15 protein-coding genes and 1 pseudogene are annotated in these 20,611 nt (G+C 66.6%); 7 read left to right on the top strand and 9 right to left on the bottom strand.

Translation table 11 applies throughout. The features are described from left to right. Positions 1-44 precede the first annotated feature (44 nt). Entirely contained in the window at positions 45-884 is an 840-nt protein-coding gene (locus ACQPWW_RS06000) for a hypothetical protein (RefSeq protein ID WP_433129933.1), read from the top strand. Positions 885-1,061: 177 nt separating this feature from the next. Here ACQPWW_RS06000 and ACQPWW_RS05995 read toward each other — a convergent pair whose 3' ends face one another. Further along, on the bottom strand, positions 1,062-1,967 hold the full coding sequence (locus tag ACQPWW_RS05995) for a hypothetical protein (RefSeq protein ID WP_433129931.1): 906 nt from the start codon (positions 1,965-1,967) through the stop codon (positions 1,062-1,064). Between the two features lie 207 nt (positions 1,968-2,174). Here ACQPWW_RS05995 and ACQPWW_RS05990 point away from each other — a divergent pair, with 207 nt between their 5' ends. Further along, a complete protein-coding gene (locus ACQPWW_RS05990; protein ID WP_433129929.1) occupies positions 2,175-2,723 on the top strand; it encodes a hypothetical protein in 549 nt (182 codons plus the stop codon). A gap of 410 nt (positions 2,724-3,133) precedes the next feature. Further along, the gene (locus ACQPWW_RS05985; RefSeq protein WP_433129927.1) at positions 3,134-5,596 is read left to right on the top strand and encodes a hypothetical protein; all 2,463 of its coding nucleotides are present in this window, start codon (positions 3,134-3,136) and stop codon (positions 5,594-5,596) included. A gap of 2 nt (positions 5,597-5,598) precedes the next feature. Here ACQPWW_RS05985 and ACQPWW_RS05980 read toward each other — a convergent pair whose 3' ends face one another. Further along, positions 5,599-5,904 (bottom strand): peptidase inhibitor family I36 protein, encoded by a 306-nt coding sequence (locus ACQPWW_RS05980; protein WP_433129925.1) that lies wholly within the window; start codon positions 5,902-5,904, stop codon positions 5,599-5,601. Positions 5,905-6,284: 380 nt separating this feature from the next. On the opposite strand from ACQPWW_RS05980, the gene ACQPWW_RS05975 reads away from it, so the two are divergent. Further along, entirely contained in the window at positions 6,285-7,163 is an 879-nt protein-coding gene (locus ACQPWW_RS05975; protein WP_433129923.1) for a fibronectin type III domain-containing protein, read from the top strand. A 104-nt stretch (positions 7,164-7,267) separates the two neighbouring features. Here the strand turns inward: ACQPWW_RS05975 and ACQPWW_RS05970 are convergent, their stop codons facing one another. Then, on the bottom strand, positions 7,268-7,927 hold the full coding sequence (locus tag ACQPWW_RS05970; RefSeq protein ID WP_433129921.1) for a hypothetical protein: 660 nt from the start codon (positions 7,925-7,927) through the stop codon (positions 7,268-7,270). Positions 7,928-8,008: 81 nt separating this feature from the next. Beyond that, on the bottom strand, positions 8,009-9,115 hold the full coding sequence (locus ACQPWW_RS05965) for an FAD-binding oxidoreductase (protein WP_433129919.1): 1,107 nt from the start codon (positions 9,113-9,115) through the stop codon (positions 8,009-8,011). Positions 9,116-9,336: 221 nt separating this feature from the next. Here ACQPWW_RS05965 and ACQPWW_RS05960 point away from each other — a divergent pair, with 221 nt between their 5' ends. Further along, entirely contained in the window at positions 9,337-9,855 is a 519-nt protein-coding gene (locus ACQPWW_RS05960) for a flavoprotein (RefSeq protein ID WP_433129917.1), read from the top strand. A 739-nt stretch (positions 9,856-10,594) separates the two neighbouring features. Here the strand turns inward: ACQPWW_RS05960 and ACQPWW_RS05955 are convergent. The 3 genes from ACQPWW_RS05955 to ACQPWW_RS05945 all read right to left on the bottom strand — a co-directional run bounded on the left by ACQPWW_RS05955 (position 10,595) and on the right by ACQPWW_RS05945 (position 14,189). Continuing rightward, entirely contained in the window at positions 10,595-11,128 is a 534-nt protein-coding gene (locus tag ACQPWW_RS05955) for a hypothetical protein (RefSeq protein WP_433129915.1), read from the bottom strand. A gap of 158 nt (positions 11,129-11,286) precedes the next feature. Continuing rightward, entirely contained in the window at positions 11,287-13,821 is a 2,535-nt protein-coding gene (locus tag ACQPWW_RS05950) for a trypsin-like peptidase domain-containing protein (RefSeq protein WP_433129913.1), read from the bottom strand. After that, positions 13,818-14,189, bottom strand: a complete 372-nt coding sequence (locus ACQPWW_RS05945) for a CU044_2847 family protein (protein WP_433129911.1) — start codon at positions 14,187-14,189, stop codon at positions 13,818-13,820. Before ACQPWW_RS05945 ends, ACQPWW_RS05950 begins: the two co-directional genes overlap by 4 nt. Positions 14,190-14,761: 572 nt before the next feature. On the opposite strand from ACQPWW_RS05945, the gene ACQPWW_RS05940 reads away from it, so the two are divergent. Then, the gene (locus tag ACQPWW_RS05940) at positions 14,762-16,954 is read left to right on the top strand and encodes a DEAD/DEAH box helicase family protein (protein WP_433129909.1); all 2,193 of its coding nucleotides are present in this window, start codon (positions 14,762-14,764) and stop codon (positions 16,952-16,954) included. Next, positions 16,866-17,846, top strand: coding sequence for a DUF3427 domain-containing protein (locus ACQPWW_RS05935; protein ID WP_433129907.1), 981 nt, complete (start codon positions 16,866-16,868; stop codon positions 17,844-17,846). The genes ACQPWW_RS05940 and ACQPWW_RS05935 overlap by 89 nt, the downstream gene beginning before the upstream one ends. A 68-nt stretch (positions 17,847-17,914) precedes the next feature. Here ACQPWW_RS05935 and ACQPWW_RS05930 read toward each other — a convergent pair whose 3' ends face one another. Next, entirely contained in the window at positions 17,915-19,996 is a 2,082-nt protein-coding gene (locus ACQPWW_RS05930; protein ID WP_433129905.1) for an MMPL family transporter, read from the bottom strand. A 221-nt stretch (positions 19,997-20,217) separates the two neighbouring features. After that, a pseudogene (locus ACQPWW_RS05925) lies at positions 20,218-20,556 on the bottom strand (DNA-binding response regulator); the annotation flags it as partial. Between the last annotated feature and the right edge of the window lie 55 nt (positions 20,557-20,611).

Here is a 20,611-nt window from a genome sequence, read left to right as displayed (position 1 = left end):
ACGTCGCACGATTGACCTACGGTGCTCCCGTGCTTCCCCGAAACGTGAAGATCCTCGATCAGGTCCGCGCCGAGGCGCTGCGCCGCGACATCCCCGCCGCCGACGTGGAGCGCTGGCTGGAGCTCGCCCGCCCGTCTGCGCTCCTGACGCAAGAGGGTGATGGGCCGGTCGTGGGGGCCATCCGTGGGCCCGTGCTGCTTCCGGCCGACGCCAAGGACCCCCAGTTTCCCTTGATCGCCACCATCGACTGCGCTGCGCTTCCGGCAGACGTGACCGACCTTCCACTACCGTCCGACGGCCAACTGCTGCTGTTCGGCTGGCCCGAAGAAAGCGGCTACGGCGAGGTCAGGTATGTGCCGGCGGGCGTGGCCGTCGAGGAGCGAGAACAACATCCGCCTGGGTTCTCTCCCGACGACGAGGAGTGTGCCGAGGTCTACGCGGAGATCCCACAGGGCGATCTGCACCTCACTGTCGACATATCTCTGCCCTACGTCAAGACGATCCCCGGGCCTCCGTGGTCTCCGCCGCTGCCGGGAGAACCCCCGTTCGAAGAGATGTCCAAGGTGTGGCAGGACGTCCTGGGCGACGTGCCGGACGGCATGTTCTCCTGTGGAGGCCATACGACGCCGCTGCTGTTGGGCGGCTACGGCACTGACTGCAACGGCTTCAACCCCGCCTGGTTGGGTGCCAACCCCTCGGGCTACTCCGGCTACGACGGGCCGGTGCGTGGTGGTGGGCCACCCGACCATGGTGACTGGGTTCTGCTGGCCGAGTTCCACGGCGGCAGACAGGGCGGCGCGTCCATCCACTGGGTGATCCAGCGGGCCGACCTGAAGGATCGACGCTTCGACCAGGCCAGCGTCCTCGTCTACTGGAATCCGTGAGGCCGGACGAGCACGGACGGAACAGGTGAGTTGGGCACCCTCACCTGACCCGCCCCGGCCGGCCGGTCTGGGGCGTTGCCGGGCGGCCTTGGCCTGTCGGGGCGGACTGGGTGCGGGTAGGGGCGCGACGTGGCCACCCCGGGCGCTGCGGGGTGGCCACGTCGGACGACCTGTCGATTACGCGGTGGCGCAGATGGCGTACGCCGTGTCGGACCAGTTCCCGGCGAAGGCGTCCTCCTCGTACGCGCCGGAGGCGACGGACGTCGGGGCGGTCGCGGGGCCGCCGTTGGGGCGGAAGTCGTCGACGATGCCCTCACCGGTCACCCCGTTGAGCTCGTAGCCGGCACCGGTGAGCACCTTCCCGACCGGGCACGTCGCCGTGACGCTGCGGAAGTCGAGGGAGTTGCTGGCCCCCACGGTGGAGGCACGCACCAGACCCGCGAGCGGGTTGGCACAGATGGCGTACGCGGTCACGGACCAGTTCAGGGCCGTGGCGTCCGACTCGTACGCGCCGACGGTGACGGCGGTCGGCGCCGCCGCGACGCCGCCGTTGGGGCGGAAGTCGTCGACGACACCCTCACCCGTGACGCCGTTCAACTCGTAGCCGGTGCCGGTGAGCACCTTGCCGGCCGGGCAGGTCGCAGTGGTCGAGTGGAAGTCGGCCGAGTCGCTGACACCGACAGCGGAGACGCGCACCAGGCCGGGCACCGGGTTCGCGCAGATCGCGTACGCCGTGACGGACCAGTTCCCGGCGAACGCCTCGGTCTCGTAGGCGCCGACCGTGACAGCCGTCGGTGCGGTGGCCACGCCACCGTTGGGGCGCAGGTCGTCGACGACGCCTTCGCCGGTGACGCCATTCAGCTCGTAGCCGGTGCCGGTGAGCACCTTGCCGACCGGGCAGGTGGCCGTGACGCTGTGGAAGTCGGCCGAGTCGCTGACACTTGTCGCGGCGACCCGCACCAGGCCGGGGACCGCGGCGGACGCCGGGGTCGCCGGGGCGAGCACCGCTCCGGTCGCGACAAGACCGAGCATGAGTACTGACGCTCGGGCGGCGAACCGGCGGGTTTCCTTGTGAGCACGCATCTGTTTCTCCCGTCTGAGGCCCGACGGGCGGCTGGTGAAACGCCGACGTCAGGGCCGTTCGTGATGACGGGTTCACGCTAGGTAGCCACCTGGCCAGGCATTATCTTCAAACCGACTACGTCGCGTAACGGACGATGAGGTCTCCCGGCCTGGCTGGCCGGCGCGGAGACCATTGATTGCCCGCGCTCGATAGCCTGAGGTCGAATCGTGCGTGATCCGGCTCGGGAGGCCGCGTTGACAATGGAATCCGCCAGCCCGTCGGCGACCGTCGACGCGTCGGAGTTCGTGACCCGGTTGGCCCGGCAGGTCAGCGGACGGCTGGCCCCGGAGGAGTCGGATGTCTTCGACGAGGTCGCCAGGGTGTGGCGGGCCGGGGCGACGCGAGGCCGCGCGCCGGGCGGCGGGGTCGGCTTCGGCATCGAAGAGGCGCTGGTGAGCGCGATCGTGATCGAGGTGGTGTCCACGTCGGTCCGGGAGGTCCTGGATCTCGGGGCCGGGGTCGCGAAGTCGCGCTGGCGGCGGTGGCGGCAGTGGCGGGGCGCCGACGGCCACCCCCCGTCCGGCCCGGAGCTGGCCGGCACGCCGCTGCCTGCGGTCGACGGCCGGATCGTCGTGACGGCGGCCCAGGTGGCCCGACTGCGGGAGGTGTCGCGGCGACACGCGACGGCCCTCGGGCTCGACGAGGACGCCGCCGACCTGCTCGCCGACGCCCTCGTCGGTGCCATCCACCTGCCGGAAGCCCCAGACCCTTCCTGATGACGGCCAGCGTCGGCTGGACAGAGGGTCCGCCCCCAGCGACCTGACCGTCACCGCGCACTCGTACGACGCCCCGGTGGGCGTTGTCAGTCGGCGCGGGCGAAGGCGGAAAACCGTCGGAGGAACCGGCCGGGAGCAGGGATTCCGTGCGCTCAGTCACCTCTAAATCCCGTTCCGTGACGACCGCGCGTTCATTCATCGACATGTCACGGATTGCATTTTCGCGGAAGCGTAAAGTAGCGGTTTATTACTTTTGGGTAGGTGCGGGATCCGCTGCGAATAAATACCGCGTTCGCCCGAAAATTGGGGTAGCTTGACGGTCGCGTTCACCAGCGCATCCCTCACTCGGACGTGCCACCCCTGCCCGTCCGCGTCCACTTTCACCACTCGTGGAAGGTCCAACGGCGGACATGGGCGACGGTCTTGTCGACGAGCTCGAACGGTACGTGGAGGATGCGACAGTCGCTGCCGCGCTGCGGGACTGGGCGGCCGGGCGCGACGCCGTCGTTCGCCCCCCGTGCCATCCCACCCGGCGGCGGGGGCACAGCGACGCCGAGCTGATCCCGGTCATCGCCGAGCGGCGTGACGGCCGCAACGCCGAGCAGCTGTACGTCAAGGTGCTGCCCGCCGAGCCGGCGACCGAAGAGGCCGCCCGGCACGCGCGGGCCGCCGCTCTCGATCGCGGCTTCGCGGAGCGTCACCTGGTCCGTCAGCCGTACCCGCCGTACCCGGTCCGCGACGGCCGGTACCTGATGTTCCAGGACATCGCGCACGGCGCCGAGCAGGTCGTTCCGCTCGCCGACGTCAACGACGACCAGCGCAAGGACGCCTACAAGGCCCTGCTCGACGGGGTGTGGAACACCTGGTGCCCCGAGGAACGGCGGACCAGCCGGACCAGCGTCGGCCGATTCGTGCGACGGGAACTGACCGACGCCGGGGCGCAGGACGAGCTGCCCGGGGCCATGAGCGCGCTCGGCCTCGGCACCGTCCGGGGCGACTGGCTGCACGACGTCGCGACCGGCGCGGTGCTGCCGCACCCACTCCGCTTCGCCGAGACCGGTTCACTCGTCGACGACGACCAGCTCGACCAGCTCTGCGGTGCGTCGCACGGCGACCTGCACGGGCGAAACGTCCTCTATGCCTGCTCCCGGTCGGGCCAGGTGCACGTCAGGAAGTTCTGCCTGGTGGACACGGACCGGTTCGCCGTCGACGCGCCGCTCACCCGCGACCTGGCCACAGTGCTCCTGGACGCCGTCCACCCGGACGTGGTGAACAGCCCCCGCAGCGCCGACACGGATGCCCTTCGCAGCCTGCTCATCGACCCGGAGGAACGCCCCTCGGACCGGCTCTCCGCGCGGCAGGTCAAGGCGATCAAGGCCAGCTACTCGGTCGGGCTGACGGTGGCCAGGTCGGGCAACTGGGGGGTGAGCTGGCGGGCGCAGTACCTGCTCTCCCTGCTGAGTCAGGCGCTGATCTCCTGCACCTACGAGGACGCCGGCCGCGCCGGGCGGGCCTGGTACTTCCGGCTGGCCGCCTACGCCGCGCACGCCTATCAGCGCGAGTTCCGCAGTGATCTGGTTCCGCCGGCGGCGGCCGGCCTGCCGACCCTGCCGCACGCCGACCCGCTCCCGCAGCTCGCGTTTCCGGGCAACGACCAGTCGGCCCGGTTCAACGCGGTAGGACCGCAACCGAGCCAGCAGAACCGGGCCGCGCCACTGGACCGGGTGCCCTTCGACCAGCCACCCCGCCCCCTGGACGCGGAAGCGCCGGCGCGGCAGCGGAGTGCGGTGCCGATCCCCCAGCGGCAGACCGCGGCCGGCTGGCACGCGCCGCCCCACCGACCGCTGACCGCACCCATCGCCCGCAGCGGCACGGCGGGGTGGCCCGCGGCGCGGGACGGAGGTCGACGCGTGAACCGGCAGGCCCAACGACACGGCGGCGCCGCCCGGACGACAAAAGTTCCGCGGCCCCGCCGTCCCGCGACCGAGGAGGTAGTCCTGACCCCGACCGTCATCAGTCGGATCAGCCGGCTGCCACCGAAGATGCGCGCCGTGCTGGCGATCCTGCTCGGCGGGGTGTCCCTGCCGCTGGTGACGCTCGGCGCCACCGCGATCCGGGGGCGCGACGAGGTCCGGGTCGTACCGACGACCGAGGCGACACCCAGCACCCCGCCGTCGACGGGCAGCACTCCGACGGTCGGCGGCACGTCGGGCCGCCTCAGCGATCTCGCGCTGGCCGTCGCGGGCATCGCGCCGACGGCCAGCGCCGGGGCGTACACCGTCTCCTGTCTTCGGGTCTGGGCACCGGCGGACCTCGCGCCCGGGATCGATCGGGACAGCTACCGGGACGAGACGCTGTGGTGGACCGGGGAGCTGTCCGGCCGCCGGGTCGTCACCCCGGTCACCGACGGACGCCGATCGGCCGCACCGGAGACGGTCCCTTATCGCCGGGGAGACCTGGCCGAGATTCCGCCGGCGCCCTCGGTGGACCCGCAGGAGCTGCGGCAACAGTTGGCCGCGCAACTGGGTGAGCAGCCGCCGGAGTTGCGCACGGCGGCCGGGATGCTGAACGTGGTCAGCCGGATCTTCCGCTACCACCTGCTGAGCCCGGGTCAGATCTCGGCGCTGCTGTTCGAGTTGGCGGCGACGCCGGGTATCCAGGACCGGGGCGCGTACCCGGACTGGAACGACCGGCCCGGGCTGGCCTTCAGCGCCGACGCCGTGGACCGCCGGGAGACTGTGCAGTTCGACCCGCACACCGGCGAGCTGCTCAGTCACGCGACGACCACGGTGACCGACAACCAGACCCTCGACTATGTGCTGTTCCTGCACAAGGAACGGACCAACCGGACCACCGGACCCGGCTGCGTCTGACGTCAGCCGCAGCGACGCTGCACGTAGTTCGGCCAGTTGCGGTACGGCGACGCGTCGCTGCGGACCCGGTTTCCGGCACCGACGTCGAAGAGCCGGGTGTCGTAGTAGTAGAACCCGACCGACCCGCTCGTGAGGTTGTAGTGCGCCGACTCGACGCGGAACTGCCAGTGCCAGGTGGCGAGGCTCTGCCGGCCGCAGTCGGAGAGCCGGCCCCGGGGATAGCCGTAGTTGGGCCACTCGTAGAAGCAGTACCAGCCCGACGGACAGTCGGCGGCGGCGAGCGTCCCGAACGGTCGGCGCAGGGTCACGACGAACGCCCCACCGTCGTAACTGATCTCGTTGTCGCTTATCGCCTTTCCGCCCGGGTGGCTAGCCAGATAATCTGCTATTTCCTGATTTCCGGACGCGCCGGCGCCGGCCGGACTGGGCGCCGGAAAGGCGATCAAAAACCAACAGAGTACGGCCGCGAGCACGGCAGGAACGGGACGTGGAATGACCATTCGACACCTCGCGATGTGGGCGCGCAGGGACGGACGTGCGACAACGCCGGCCAGGTCAGCCAGGCGGTGAGTGCGGAGAACCGATGGATACGCCGCCCAGCCAGCGTATTTAGCCGGGTCAATTGATCGCCAGGTTGGATCGGTAAGACGACGCATTGATTTCTATACGTGTCGAGTAGCATTCGGCTATGCCTGCGCGCCGCGTCACCGCCACCATCGCCCTCGCCGCGCTGGCGAGCCTGCTCACCGTCAACGCCGCCCGGGCCGACGGCCCGGCGATCAGCACCCCCGGCACCCCCACTGTGGTGGCCAACGCGCCACATCAGCTGACGCTCAGCTGGGCACCCTCGGCCTGGGTCGAGCCGGGCGGGGAGCAGCCGATCAACTACGAGGTGCAGGTGCCGCTGGGGCCGAACACGTACCGCTTCCTCGGCTCCACTACCGACACCACCATCACGCTCACCGACCTGGCGCCCGGCACGACGTACCGGATCGCGGTTGCCGCCCGCGCGCTCGGCGGCTACTCGGACACCTCGCCCACCACCACCGTGCGCACCGCGTCCGGCCGCGCGACGGTCAGCTACCTCAACCTGGACTGGTCCCCCACGAACAACCAGATCCAGCACCTCCTGCGGGTCACCAACACCGGCACCGGGCCGCTCGACCTGGGTACGGTGCGGGTCCGCTACCACCTGCGCTTCGAGGGTGGCAACACCTCACTGGTGCCGAACTGCGACTGGGCCACGCTGGGCTGTGACCGGATCCGGCAGACCGTGCAGTTCTTCGTCCCGCCCGGCGGGCCCCCCACACTGACGACGCCGACGCCGGGCTACCCGGCCCCGGGAACGCCGGTCCCCGGCTGGGTCGAGCTGACCTTCACCGACGGCACACTCGCGCCGGGCCAGTCGACCGGGCCGATCCAGCTACGGCACCACCGGCACAGCTGGAGCGACATCGACGAACGCGACGACCCGAGCTGGCTCGCCGCGACCGGTCAGTGGACCGACAACGGGCGGATCACCCTGGATGCCGACGGGGTACGCGAGTTCGGCGACACCAACACCTGACTCCGGTGCAGCCGGTGCGAGCCGGATCCGGACGGCCATGTCCTGACGAGCGATATACCTGTGAGTCATATTTATGCCCCAGAGGTATATCGCTCTTCGGGAAACTACTCCCGACCCTCCCGCAGCGATTGCCGCCCGCCTTGGACCGGCAGGTCTTCGACGTGACCCCACTTGAGTTCGGTGCCGCCGAGCAGAGCCGCCTCACCCCAGGAGACCCGGAGTAGCCCTTTGTCGGAGTTGCACGCGAAGCCGACGAGCAGCACCCGGGGCTCGTCGGCCAACTGCTCCACGGCCTCCCGAAGCGCCGAGCGGTCGCGGGCCTCCTCCGGCGTGAGCGGCATCAACGGCAGAGTGACCTCCTCGTGGCTCGGCTCAGGCCCAAAGAGGATCAACAAGTCCCGGATCAGCCGGTTGAGGTCCCGACCCGGGCGAGCGTCGCGCATGTCCACGTCGCTCCGCGTCGCGTAACGCCAGGGCAGCAGAAGATGCCCCCGGCAGATGGTGACCCGCACCTGGGCGCCCGGCGGATGCACGCTGACCACATCGGGGAGATCGTGCAGATACTCGTGCAGCACCTCGTACTGCTGCTTCCACCGGACCGGGCCGAAGGCATGATCGGTGTCCAACTCCGACGCATCGCGGGCATCCTGGGCAAGCTCGACCGCACGGCGCAGCGCCGCCGGGACCGCAGTGCGCAGCCTGGTCGCCAGGGGCAGCCCAAACTTCTCGACCGACCATCGGGACGGACCGTCAGCATCCCCCATGCCGCTCACCCCTTGCATTGGGACGAACACGCTCAGGCGTGAAGCGTCTCATGCCGATCGATCGATGAGAAGGCGCGGCGATCAGCGGGTGAAGCCTCTCGGCAGATGGATGTGGGCGGCGGGGACCCCGAGAGCGAGTAGCCGTGTCCGCGCATCGGCAAGCATCGCGGGTGGGCCGCAGAGGTAGACCTCCTGGCCGGGCCGGTGGTGGTCGAGGGCGATGGTCAGGGCGTCACCCTTTTCGGCCGGGTCGGCGCAGGGGTCGGTGGAGAGCGCCGGCACGACGGTCAGCCAGTCGTTGGCGCATTGCAGCTTGTCGAGGGCTATCGCGTCGTACAGGTCGGTGAAGGTGCGCGCGCCGACGACGAGCGTCACCCGCCGACCGTCCGGAGCGGCGGCGACCTGCTCGACAAGGGCGCGCAGCGGCGCCAGCCCGGTGCCACCGGCGACGAGCAACACGTCATCGGTACGCGCTGGATCGAGGGTCAGCCCGGTGTCGCCGGGTGGGCCGAGCCAGAGCTGTTCGCTGGGGCGTACCTCATGGACAAGGTGGTGGGAGACGGTGCCGGCGGGTACGGCGCGGACGTGCAGCTCGATGGTGCCATCGGCGCGTGGGGCGTTCGCCGGTGAGAGCCAGCGCCAGCGACCCGGCAGGCGGGGTGTGCAGACCGGGACCGCCTGACCTGGCTGGAAGGGCAGTCGCCGCCAGGGACGTACCGTCAGGATGGCGATGTCGGGCGACGGCCGTTCGTGGCCGATCACCTGGACGTGCCACCAGGCCCGCCCGTCGCCAACCCGCGCGGCGGCCCGGCGGATGGCGTGCGTGGCGCGGCACAGGGCGCGCTCGGCGGCGCGGGTGAGCTGCGGCGTCCACTGTAGTTGCGCGTGGCGGGCCACGGTCGCGAGCAGCGCGTCGGCGATGGTGGTGGAGTGCGGGAGCAGGTCGAAGTGACGGTACGCGCGGCCGAGCACCAGGAGCAGCGCCGCCCGACTGGCCGGGTCGTCACCGCCGACCATGAGTTGGCCCAACGCGGTGAAGAACAGCGGCGCGTCGCGGTGTGGGAGCAGCCCCGGTCGGCGGTCCTCGAGTGTGCACCAGAAGTCGCCGGCGGCCCGCACGTCCACCGACGCCCAGGCGGCGGCCAAGCTCACGGGAGTCGGGTGATCGTCGTCGATAAGGGTGGGCATGCCGGCTCCGAGACGTTGACGGATCGAGCGGCACCGGGGCGGGCGGGACGAAGCTGCGCCGTTGAGGGCCAGCGCAGTTCCGTAGTCGGGACACCCGCCCCGGGCCGTGTGTCGACTCTCGCGTCTGACCAGGCAATCCGGCATGCCACAGTGATCGTCGGCAGCATGCGTGGTTCGTATGCGGTCGACAACGCGTCATCCTGGTCGGGCAGACTGCCGGCATGACGGAACGCCCGGTGCTGTATCTGGTCGTCTGCGCCGCGGGTCCGGCGGAACACATCGACGAGCTGGTCGATCTTCTGATCGCCGACGGGTGGCAGGTGTGCATGATCGTCAGCCCGACCGCCGCGCCGTGGCTAGACCGTCAGGCGTTGCAGGCCAAGACCGGTTTTCTGGTACGTGTGGAGTGGCGGATGCCCGGTGATCCGGAGCCGCACCCGCCGGCCGATGTGGTGGTAGCAGCGCCTGTCACGTTCAACACGGTGACGAAATGGGCGCTGGGCATCAACGACACGCTGGCGCTCGGCGTCCTGAACGAGTCGCTGGGTGCGGGTCTGCCGATCCTTGTTTTCCCGCACACCAAGGCGGAGCTGGCCGCGCATCCGGCGTACGCGGGTCATCTGGCGGTGCTGCGGGCTGCCGGCGTTGTCGTCGCCGACGGCAGGGCGCTTGCTTCGGCGGACGGACCGAATTGTTGGGACGTGGTTGTCGAGGCGCTGCGGTTGCTTCGTCCAGCCTGAGGATCTGCTCTCCTCTTCAGCGGTCCTTGAGATATGCGTCGTGCGTATACCAACTCCCCACGCACCGTGTTCAATGGACAGGCTCGATGAGGCGAGACGGACGGAGCCGCCGGTGAACCACGCGAACTGCCCTCGGTGCGGCGGACGGCTGGCCCGGGACAACGACAGCGGACGGTGCACGCCATGCCAGGCCGCTGAGCGGGATCGACTGAGCGCGCCGCCAACTGTGCCGGCGAGTTTCTGGGAGCACGAGCCGGTGCGACTGGCACTGGCCGAGCGGCATCTGGGGCGGGTGATCCGGGCGTACCGCTGCCATCCGTATCACGGGCGCGTCGCCTTGCCGCAGAGCGTGGTGGCGGGGTGGTTGGCTACCCTGCTAGTCCTGCCTGATAATGCCGCCGCTCAAATGCTGTACCATTGTTTAGGCTGGAATAAGGTGAACAAGCTCCGGCCAGCCTGGGGAAATGCGCCCACCTTCGACGTTTTGCTGCGCACCTTGCCAGGAACCACCACTCATCCTCGCTTCTAAATAAGTCGCTGACGGACAGACACACCACAGGTTTCGGCATTATAGAGGGCGCTGTCGAATTATATGGGCACGGACGCGGACTCGGTTATTCGACCTGCAGTCCACGTACTGTCTGCTTGAACGCCAACGTCGGCCTGAGCTTCGAGATGTCACGCCACGCTTGACGCTTCGAACCCACGCCTTATTGGATTGCGTAACTGAGGTGCGGCGTTAGCCGTTGGACTGAATCCCACTGCCGTCCGGCTTCGGAAGGGAGTACTTCAAGAGCAAGGTGGCGTCAAGGTTCCTAATCGCTTCAAGTAGAATGTTCATCGCAACCTCAGCTTCTGCCGGAGATCGCATCTTTTGAGCAAGCTCTCCCCAAGCCAGCAGCAAGGCAGCCCACCAACTCTCAAAAGAGCGTAGCTTCAACGCCATCTCCGATGCCCTCTCAAGCAGGCGGTCTAGCTCCGCACCGCCGACCGGAGTTCGCTCAAAGAGCTCTATGGCAACCAGGCTCGGATCCGAGAAGATGTTCTCCTTCAGGAACCGGAGGCGCCGGAGCCTCAAGGCATCCTCTCTCTGCCTTTGAAGATCGGCACGAGTATCTTCTGTTAAATAGAGCCGGACGCGGCCCACTAACTCCCGGTAGAATCCGTCAGGGCACTTATCGCGCATACCCAAGATTCCGTTAATCTCGTCCTGCGCCTCCTCGACGTACTCTGGCCGCCAACTTACGGCGACCCCGGCAGCCGCTGACTGCACCCTATTTCGCACCAAAGCGTCTAAATCCGCATGACGTCGATGGGGTCTAACCCTCGCAGTAAAATCCGCAGCGAAAAACATGTCTCTGTCATTTGTTTTCAGCCGCATACCGCGCGGAAATTGCACTATCCTACTACGACGATAGAGCCCGTACATCGCTACCTTCCGCCAACCTTCTCAGCACTCCTGGATTCCTCAAGGCGAGCCGACAAGTCATCGACGGGACTTCGCAATTCGATCGCATCCAAGGCTCGGGACAGCCGGAACAGGCTCGCGATTATTCCATTCTCCCTAGCAGCGCCCGCCAAAGAATCAATTAGTGCCTGGTAGCTAGCCTCATTAGTTGCGGACTTTACCATGGACACGATGATTGGGTGCGCCGATTCGTCGATCAGAAGTTCTGCGAGAAGGGGCTTCAGTTCCAGAGCGCCGTCTCTCTCTAGCGCGATGAATACCTCAATCCCTGCGGGATCTCGGATTAACGCATGAAGGGCGAGTTTTGCTGAAGTCTTTGCGCTTGCTGAGCCTAACCAGCCTGAAATGGCCGGAAGAAAGGAAACACGAGCAGTCTCGTCTTTTAGGATCTCTTCGAACGCAGCCTCTACGGACGAGGTGGTAACATCAGAAATTTTACCGAAGTCCGCGACTCGTTGCAGCCGTCGTAGAGCAATAGGCCGCTGATCAAGTAGGTAAAGTTGCTTAGCAACCTCCACTACGACGCTTTGCATCTCGGCGCTCTGGGCCCAGTCGTAGAGTAGCCTTTCTGCCCTCCGCCTCATATGTTGGTCACGACAAGCGTCGAAAAGAACATCCTTCAGAATTTCCTTGTCGCCAATTTCGCGAAGTTCGTGGCGGATGAAATCAACATCTTGACTTCTACGTACCAATCCGGAGACCCACGAAGCAGGCGAAAGTTGCCCCGATTCTTGGGCGAGGTGGGCACACATCCAACGCACGAGAGGGCTTCGGACTTCGCTATAGTTGTCCCAAACATAGCGGACAACGGCCCCACCGAAAGTCGGCCTGGCAAATCGCGCGACTTCGTTTCGGTCTACTACCGCGCGAATTCGTTTCAGCCTGCCCCTGATCCCAGCCCTCGCCAAGACGCTGTCGAGCCGCCGATCACCCCCATCCGCCCTCCCCCTGAGTTCTGAGAGAAGGTCCCGCCAATCATCTTCTAATTCACTCACGCGGGCCTCTGAACGAACAGAGAGCGTCAGCAATAAACACCGATCATCCAGAACGAGGGGTCTATATTGCCGTAGGCCGGAAGGAGGAGACCATGGAGAACTGAGCGCCTCTTCCTCGCCGAATAGAACATCCAAGTACTCGATATGGCTGTCGAGGACTTCGGCAATCTTCTCCGTCATCTGCTGCGTAGACAATGGAGTGCCCTCACCCGGTTGATCGAGTAGGTCAACGATTTGCCCTATAGCATGGCTCGATTCGATGGCATTCATGCCATTCAAATGTGTACGAACACTATCGTGACGTATTGCAGGGATTACTATTGGATCGAACTCTTCGAAAAATCTCTCAACGAGCGTGAGTGGATCTGGCGGACTCTCGATACGAACAGTTCGAACATTTTCAAGTGAAACAGCTGATTTGCTCGACCACAAAGTATCTCTGATCGTCACAATAAGACAAGATTGGGCCTGACTGAAAGTGTGGGCACTTTCGTTCAAGCCACGCAAGAATTGAGCGCTAGGCTTATCGTGATCAGGGTCTTGCAGGTCAAGGATATAGCCGTGCCAGGGCTGCTTAGGCAAGGAGGCAGCGTTTGGTGCATCCCAGTCACCTGGCTCAAGCCTTGCCACGCGAAGGCGACTATCGCCCTCCCTGGCGATCAGCTGTTCGGCGAAGGTTGTGGATCCGAAGCCAGCGGGAGCCACAACAAGCAATATCTTTCCCGACTCAAGGGCTTCTATCGAATTGCGCCATGCAATCGCCCACTCTTCGGGCATAAAAAAGCCGGCTTCGTTAGTCAGCCTAGCTTTATCTTCGTAGGTGACATTCAGGAGCGCAGACCTGTCCGTCCGATCTTCAGCAGTTTCGAATACTGCTACCCGGACAGATGGGGGGAGAATTGTTACTAGGTCCTCAACCCGCACAAACCAGACGCGATCCCTAGACCACGCTTCGCTGTTGTAGCGCTTACTCATCACTCCGATGACCGCGCCATCGCTCGTCCGCAAAACCGGGGAACCACTCATTCCAGGCTCCGCACCTGGAGCGGTTCCGGCGCCTACCGATAAATCCTGAATCGTGTGGGCGGCTCGGCCCCACTGACCGAGAGTTGTAAGACTCTTGTATTGCGATTCATCGTCAAGACGAGCGCATCCAGTAATGAAGAATTCGGTTCCTGGCGTTTGCGCGTCCGAATAGGCCAGGTGGGTGACTACTGCAGCGAGAGGGCGGTCGGCTTCGAGTACCGCCACGTCCTGGGTTTCGTGCACGGCAAGGACCCGGGCGGTAATCGTCCCCGGGTCCCTATCGGTAAGCGGGGCGACGACGACGGGTCTACCCACGAGATTTGCACGGTCGTCCTCTACCAGCGCCTCCTGTACGACGTGAGCAGCAGTTACAAGGAATCCAGAACTGATTTGGAAGCATGTGCCAACATAGCCGCCTTGGGCGTTCTCAACACGACCCAAGAATGCGTCCGTACCGCCAGCAGGCGAAGCGCTCACCGTTGACCATCCCTATCCTCAGCATTCGACGAGTCCTCTTCGTCAACAGCCACAAAGGGTCCAAATATCACCTTCACGGCGAGACTTGCCTCAGACGCCACGCTGGTGAATATCACCCCCGCCTGGGTCGAGAACTTCAAGCCAAATTGAATTTCCACTTGATCAGGATGTGCCGCTCGAAAGGCAGTCGCTCTGACCATTTGCGAGGTAGATACAATCGTGGCCTCGATTACCCTTTGAGCTTTGCCGAACAGGTCCTCGACACGGTCCTGTAAAGGCTTCGCACTCGTATACTCATCGCCGACAGCCACAGCTTCTACTAGCACCGGGATGCCATTTATCTCGGCAGGGATGCGTCGTACTGACATACCGCAGCTACCCCAATTCGAGTTTCGAGGTCGACCAGCTATCCCCGGGGGCACCTCGCCGACCTTCCTCCTATCACCAGGAATCCGAGCAATCGCGCTCACACTCGGTTTAGGACCGCCCGGGATGCGATTTGCTGGGCCTCCCGACCTGAATGATAAACAGCCTGGTAAACGCCGCGGCTGGTGCCAAACCAGTGAAGACGTCCACGCATGGACACGTGCCGCTGAGGTCAGCACCTTAGGCAATAGGCCACCCCCTCCCGCAGGTGTATAACGGGAGACTGTACCGGCGGGCCCCTCGCACCGGGACCCCCAGCTCCTGTGACAGTGACGCATATCCGCCATGACGGACTCACAAGTGGCTCCGCCGCCACTTCTGCATCCGGGACCTACTATAAAGTAGGTTAGCGACTCCCAGGTCAGGCGTGGGGTTACCTGCGAACCGTCATAGTTGTAGCGGTGCCTGCAAGCGCTGAGACACCTGAATAAATATCTGTCCAGGACCCGACAGTCTGATCTCACTGCCGCGGCTAGGGCTGCAAGGAGCCACCTCGACAGCTACCTTTCCCCTGGTGACGGATCTAGAACGAGGCGTGTACGCGCACCTGATCACCCGCGAGCTGGCCGATCGCCTTCAGCACGTCGATCCCGCCCTGATCCAGCATCACAAGCTCGACCCCGCCGATGCCCACCACACCCTGGCCCGGCACATCGCCGCGCTGGCGGCCCGAGCCCTCCAGTCCGTCTCCAACGGCGATGACAAGCTCCACCAGCAGGTCGAGATGGCGAACCAGATCGCTGACGCCATCGCCGCCCTCAGCCCGAAGGCGGCAACAGAGCAGGACCAGGTGACCGACGCCAGGCACCTGCTCCACGCCATCGCCGCCCCGCCAACGCCGCCCGCGGAGCCCACCTTCCCGCAACGCCCCACCACCCCCCTCTCCACCGGCGCGCTGCTGGTCAACGGCCGCCACCAGCCCCGCATCGGCCACGAGGTCAACCACGAGATGGCCTCAGCCGACCACGTCGACCTGCTCTGCGCGTTCATCAAGTGGTACGGCCTGCGCATCGTCGAGCCGGCCATCCGCGAGCTGATCGCCCGAGGCGGCAAGGTCCGCGTCATCACCACCACCTACCTCGGCGCCACCGATCAGCGGGCGCTCGACCGGCTTAAAGAGCTGGGCGCCGAGATCAAGGTGTCGTACGAGACGAGGACCACCCGACTGCACGCCAAGGCGTGGTTGTTCCGCCGGTCCAACGGCACCACCACCGCGTACGTCGGCTCGTCGAACCTGTCGAAGACCGCGCTGGTGGACGGCGTGGAGTGGAACGTCCGCATCTCGAACATGGAGCAGCCGCACGTCATCGACACGTTCACGGCGACCTTCGAGGACTACTGGAACGACCCGGCGTTCGAGGCGTACGACGCGACCCGAGATGCCGAGCGGCTACGGCACGCGTTGAGCGGGGAGCGCCGCGACCAGGCACCCACCGAGATTTCGAACCTGGACGTGCGCCCCTACCCCTATCAGGCCGAGATCCTGGCCGACCTGGACGCCGAGCGGCTGGTGCACGGGCGCTGGCGCAACCTGGTGGTGATGGCCACCGGCACCGGCAAGACCGTGGTCGCGGCCCTCGACTACCGCCGCTTGCACAGGGCGGGAAGGGCAGACTCGCTGCTCTTCGTGGCTCATCAGGAGCAGATCCTGCGGCAGAGCCTGTCGACGTTCCGGCAGGTCATGGGGGATGGCAGCTTCGGTGAGACGCTCGTCGCGGGCGAACGGCCGAACGGTTGGAAGCACGTCTTCGCCTCCATCCAGTCGCTGCACCGCCGGGAGGTCGACCCCGAGGCGTACGACATGGTGATCGTCGACGAGTTCCACCACGCGGAGGCACCGACGTACACGCGGTTGTTGGAGCGGCTGCGTCCCCGCGTACTCCTGGGACTGACGGCGACTCCCGACCGGGCTGATGGCGGCGACGTGCGCCGGTGGTTCGACGGCCGCGCTGCTGTTGAGCTGCACCTGTGGGACGCGTTGGAGCGGCAGTTGTTGGCGCCGTTCCAGTATTTCGGGCTGCACGACGACGTCGATCTGTCGCACGTCACCTGGAAGCGCGGCCAGGGCTACGACCCGACGCAGCTCGACACCGTCTACACCGGCAACGATGCTCGGGCGCTGCTGGTACTGCGGGCGGTCCGCGACAAGGTCGACGTGGGGCGGATGCGGGCGCTCGGGTTCTGCGTGAGCATCGGGCACGCCGAGTTCATGGCCGAGTGGTTCAGGAAGCACGGTGTTGAGGCGGCGGCGGTGACCTCGCGGGCCGGCACCGACCGGGCCGGGCTACTGCGGGACTTCAAGGCCGGCAAGCTGCGGGTGCTCTTCACAGTGGACCTGTTCAAACGAGGGCGTCGACCTGCCGATGGTCGACACGATCCTGATGCTGCGGCCCACCGAGAGCGCCACGATCTTCCTGCAACAACTCGGCCGTGGCCTGCGCCTCGACGACGACAAGCCCTGCCTCACGGTGCTCGACTTCATCGGCGGGCAGCACGCCAACTTCCGCTTCGACCTGCGGTGGCGTGCCCTGACCGGGGTGAGTCGACAGGAGATCACCGAGGCGATCCGCGACGACTTTCCGAGGCTGCCGAGCGGCTGCCACGTCGAGCTGGACCGGGTGGCGAAGGAGGTCGTGCTCGCCAACCTGAAGAGCGCCCTGCCCACCTCGAAGGCCGGCCTGGTGTCCGAGCTGCGGCAACTCGGTGACGTCAGCCTGGCGACCTTCCTGCGCGAGACCGGCCTGGAAATCGAGGACGTGTACCGATCGGCCAGCATCGGCGGCTGGACCGGGCTGCGGCGGCTCGTCGGCATGGAGACGTCCGCGCCCGGTCCGGACGACCGGGACCTGGGCCGGGCCATCGGCCGCATGCTGCACACCGACGACGTAGACCGGCTGGAGCTGCTGACCCGGGTCGCGACCGGACCACCCACGCCAGGTCAGCAGGTGTACGAGGGCAACGATCGGCTCCTGGACATGCTGCACTTCAGTCTCTGGGGGCCGAACGCGTCGCTGGCCACGCGGGACGAGCGGCTGGCCCGGCTCTGGAAGGACCCGGCCCGCTGCGCCGAGCTGCGCCAGATCGCCGAGGTGCTGCGGGATCGCATCCACCGGGTGACGCCGGCCGTCGCTCCGGGTGCTGTGCCGTTGCGGGTACACGCCCGCTACAGCCGCAACGAGGCATGTGCCGCCTTCGGGATGACCAACCCGGGCTCGCTACGCGAGGGGGTGAAGTGGCTCCCCGACGCCCAGGCCGACCTGTTCTTCGTCACCCTTGTGAAGTCGGAGGCGCACTACTCCCCCACCACCATGTACGCCGACCGGGCCATCACAAGCAGCCTGTTCCAGTGGGAGTCGCAGAGCACCACGTCGGCGGCGTCGGTGACCGGGCAGCGCTACACGTCCGGTCACTCGACAGTGCATCTCTTCGTCCGGGAAACCCGGATCCCCGACCGGGACCTGGGCGCGCCGCCGTACCTCTATGCCGGCACCATGACGTACGAGTCGCACACCGGCGACCGGCCGATGCGGATCCTCTGGCGGCTTGACCACGCCCTACCCGCAGACGTCTACGCCACCGCCCGCACGATCGCCGCCTAGTGCTGCTCCGGCGGTGGGTCGGGGGTGGTCGAGCGGTATTCGGTTCGTCTCCTGCCGGCGCAGTTCCGCTAGCTCGGCTGGTCGACGGCGCGGGCGTCTCGCCCGCCGGCCGGCCGCTCGTCGCCGTGGCCCGGCCACCACGCCTTGTGCCCGATCAGCGCGGTCAGCGCCGGGACGAAGAACATCGACATGACGAACGCCGACAGCACGATGCCGATCGCCACCGCGAAGCCCATCTGCTGGAGGAAGGAGATCGGCGCGAGCAGCAGCACCGCGAACGTGCCGGCCAGGATCAGTCCGGCTGCCGCGACGGTTGGGCCGGCGTGTTGCACACCGATGGCGGCGGCCTCGTGTGGTTCGTTGCCTTCCCGCGCTTCCTCACGTAGTCGGGCGATCATCAGGATGTTGTAGTCGGTCCCGATCGCCACCACGAAGAGATACAGGATGATCGGCAACTGGAAGGTGACACCGGGCTCGCCCTGTAGCCCTTGGAAGAGGTAGACGGTGGCGCCAAGTGTGGCGGCGAAGTTGAGCAGCACCGCGATCACCAGGTAGATCGGCGCGACAAGGCTGCGCAGCAGCAGCGCGAGGATGAGCGCGATCAGGCCGGCTGCGACCGGCAGGATCACCGATAGGTCGCGGTTGTTCGCCGAGTTGATGTCCGCGAAGATCGCGGTGGTCCCGCCGACCAGCGCCCGGGTGCCGGGCGGGGCCGACGCGTGTACGGCATCGCGCAGGTCCTCGCGGACAAGGTTGATCGCCTTGTTGGAGACCGGGTTCTCGTTGAGCAGCAGATTGACCCGGGCCACACTCGGGTCGGTGCTGCGCTCCGGGGGTTGCGCCTGGCCCACACCCGGGGCTTTCGCTATGGCCGCGGCGAACTCGTTGACCTGCTGCTCGGTCAGTTGTGACCCGTTACTTGCGGTCAGGTAGACCTCGGTGGGGGCGAGCGCACCGGCGGCGAACCCGCGCTGGAGGTCCTGCGCGGCCTTCGCCGACTCGGTGTCCTGCGGGAAGCCGGCGCTGAAGTCGTAGTCGGCCTTGTAGCTCAGCACGCCTGCGGCGAGCGCGACAAGGATGATGCCGGAGATCGCCGCGACGAGTGCCGGCCGACGCCCGACGGTGGTGCCGAGCCGGTGCGAGATGGTGGCCTTGGGCGTACGCTGCCACGCCTTCGACGGCCAGAAGACGTACCGGCCGAGCAGCGAGACGACCGCCGGGACGAGGGTGAGCGAGGTGACAAGCATGACGCCGACGGCGATCGCGAGCGCCGGCCCGAGCGAGCCGAAGAAGCCCAGGGAGGCGAGGAGCAGCACGAGGAACGCGACGATTACCGCTCCGGCGGCCGAGGTGATGACCTCGCCGACCCGCTGGACGGTGACGATCATCGCGGTGCGCTTGTCGTCGCCGGCGCGCAGCCGTTCCCGGTAGCGGAAGAGCAGAAACAGGATGTAGTCGGTGCCGATGCCGAACAGCACGATCAGCAGGATCGTTTGCAGGTCCTGGCTGACACTGAGGTCGAATGCCTTGCCTGCGGCGGCGACGAGACCCGTCGTGATGCTCAGGACGACACCGACGACCACAACGGGCAGCAGCGCGGCGATGGGGCTGCGGAAGATGACGAGGATCAGTCCGATGATCAGGATGATCGTCGCGATGCCGACCACGGCGAAGGCGTTGTTGAAGGTGTCCTCGTTGTCGACGAAGCTCGCCACGTCACCGGCCACGCCCGCGGTCAGTCCACTGTTCGCCAACTCCGGGCCGATGTCCGCCCGCAGATCGCGGACGGCGTCGAGCAGCGTCGGGTCGTCGGGGGTGGGGGCGTCAAGCCCGACGTTGACGATCTGCACCGACTTGTCCGGCGCCACCGCTTGCGGACCGGTCTGGTAGCCGGACGTGTGCGGGATGTTCTTGGCCTTGAGCGCCTGGGCGAGCTTGCCCACCGTCGCCTCGTCCGCGGGCGTGAGCTTCTGCCCGTCGGCGCGCTTGACCACGATGACAGCGGTCGCTGTGGCCTGCTGCGGAAACGCCTTCTGCCCGAGCTCGGTCGCCTGCACGGACTCGTACGAGCGGGGCAGGAAGCTTTCCTGATCCGCTGAGGTGATGTCGCTAAGCGATGGTGTGGTGAGGATGATGGCGGCTGCCGCCACCACCCACCCCGCAATAACCCACCACGCTCTGCCCACAACGAATCTGCCCAGCCGCTCGAACATGGTTCCCCCCGTGCGTTCGACACCACAGTCGTCTGGGCCTGGAACGCCCAGGGAGCGCACCCAATCACTCTTCCGGGTGGTCTTCGCTACCCGCTGTGCAGAATACAGTCGCCCGCCACTCCTTTTCGGATGCATGGCCGTCAGGGGCTGCGGGAGTTTCAGGTGTCGGGCTCGGCGAGCACCGCGAGCACCCGCCGACTGTCGTCATCGAATGGCGGCATGCCCCGCCTGCTGAAGATGTCGTTGATGCGCTTGCTCACCGCCTTCTCCGTGACGGACAGCCGTCCCGCGATCGCCGCGTTCGCCGCCGGCCACTTGACGTAGCGCCTCGATGAGCTGGCCGACGTTGGACACCCGGTCCTTGAGCAGGTAGCCGACTCCCCCGCTGCGGTCGGCGAGGAGTTCCCGGGCGTACAGCTGCTCGACGTGTTGGGACAGCAGAAGATCGGCGGCCCGGGCAACTGCATCCGGGCCGCGAGGGCGGCTTGCAGGCCTTGTGGTCACGACGGTGGGCCCGCCGGGCGGACTGGTCACGCTCATCGGTCATCGAGG

Origin of the sequence: Micromonospora sp. CA-240977 (assembly GCF_050942285.1) — a bacterium.
In the GTDB taxonomy this organism is placed as follows: Bacteria; Actinomycetota; Actinomycetes; order Mycobacteriales; family Micromonosporaceae; genus Micromonospora.
This window is presented reverse-complemented; position numbering and strand designations above follow the sequence as displayed.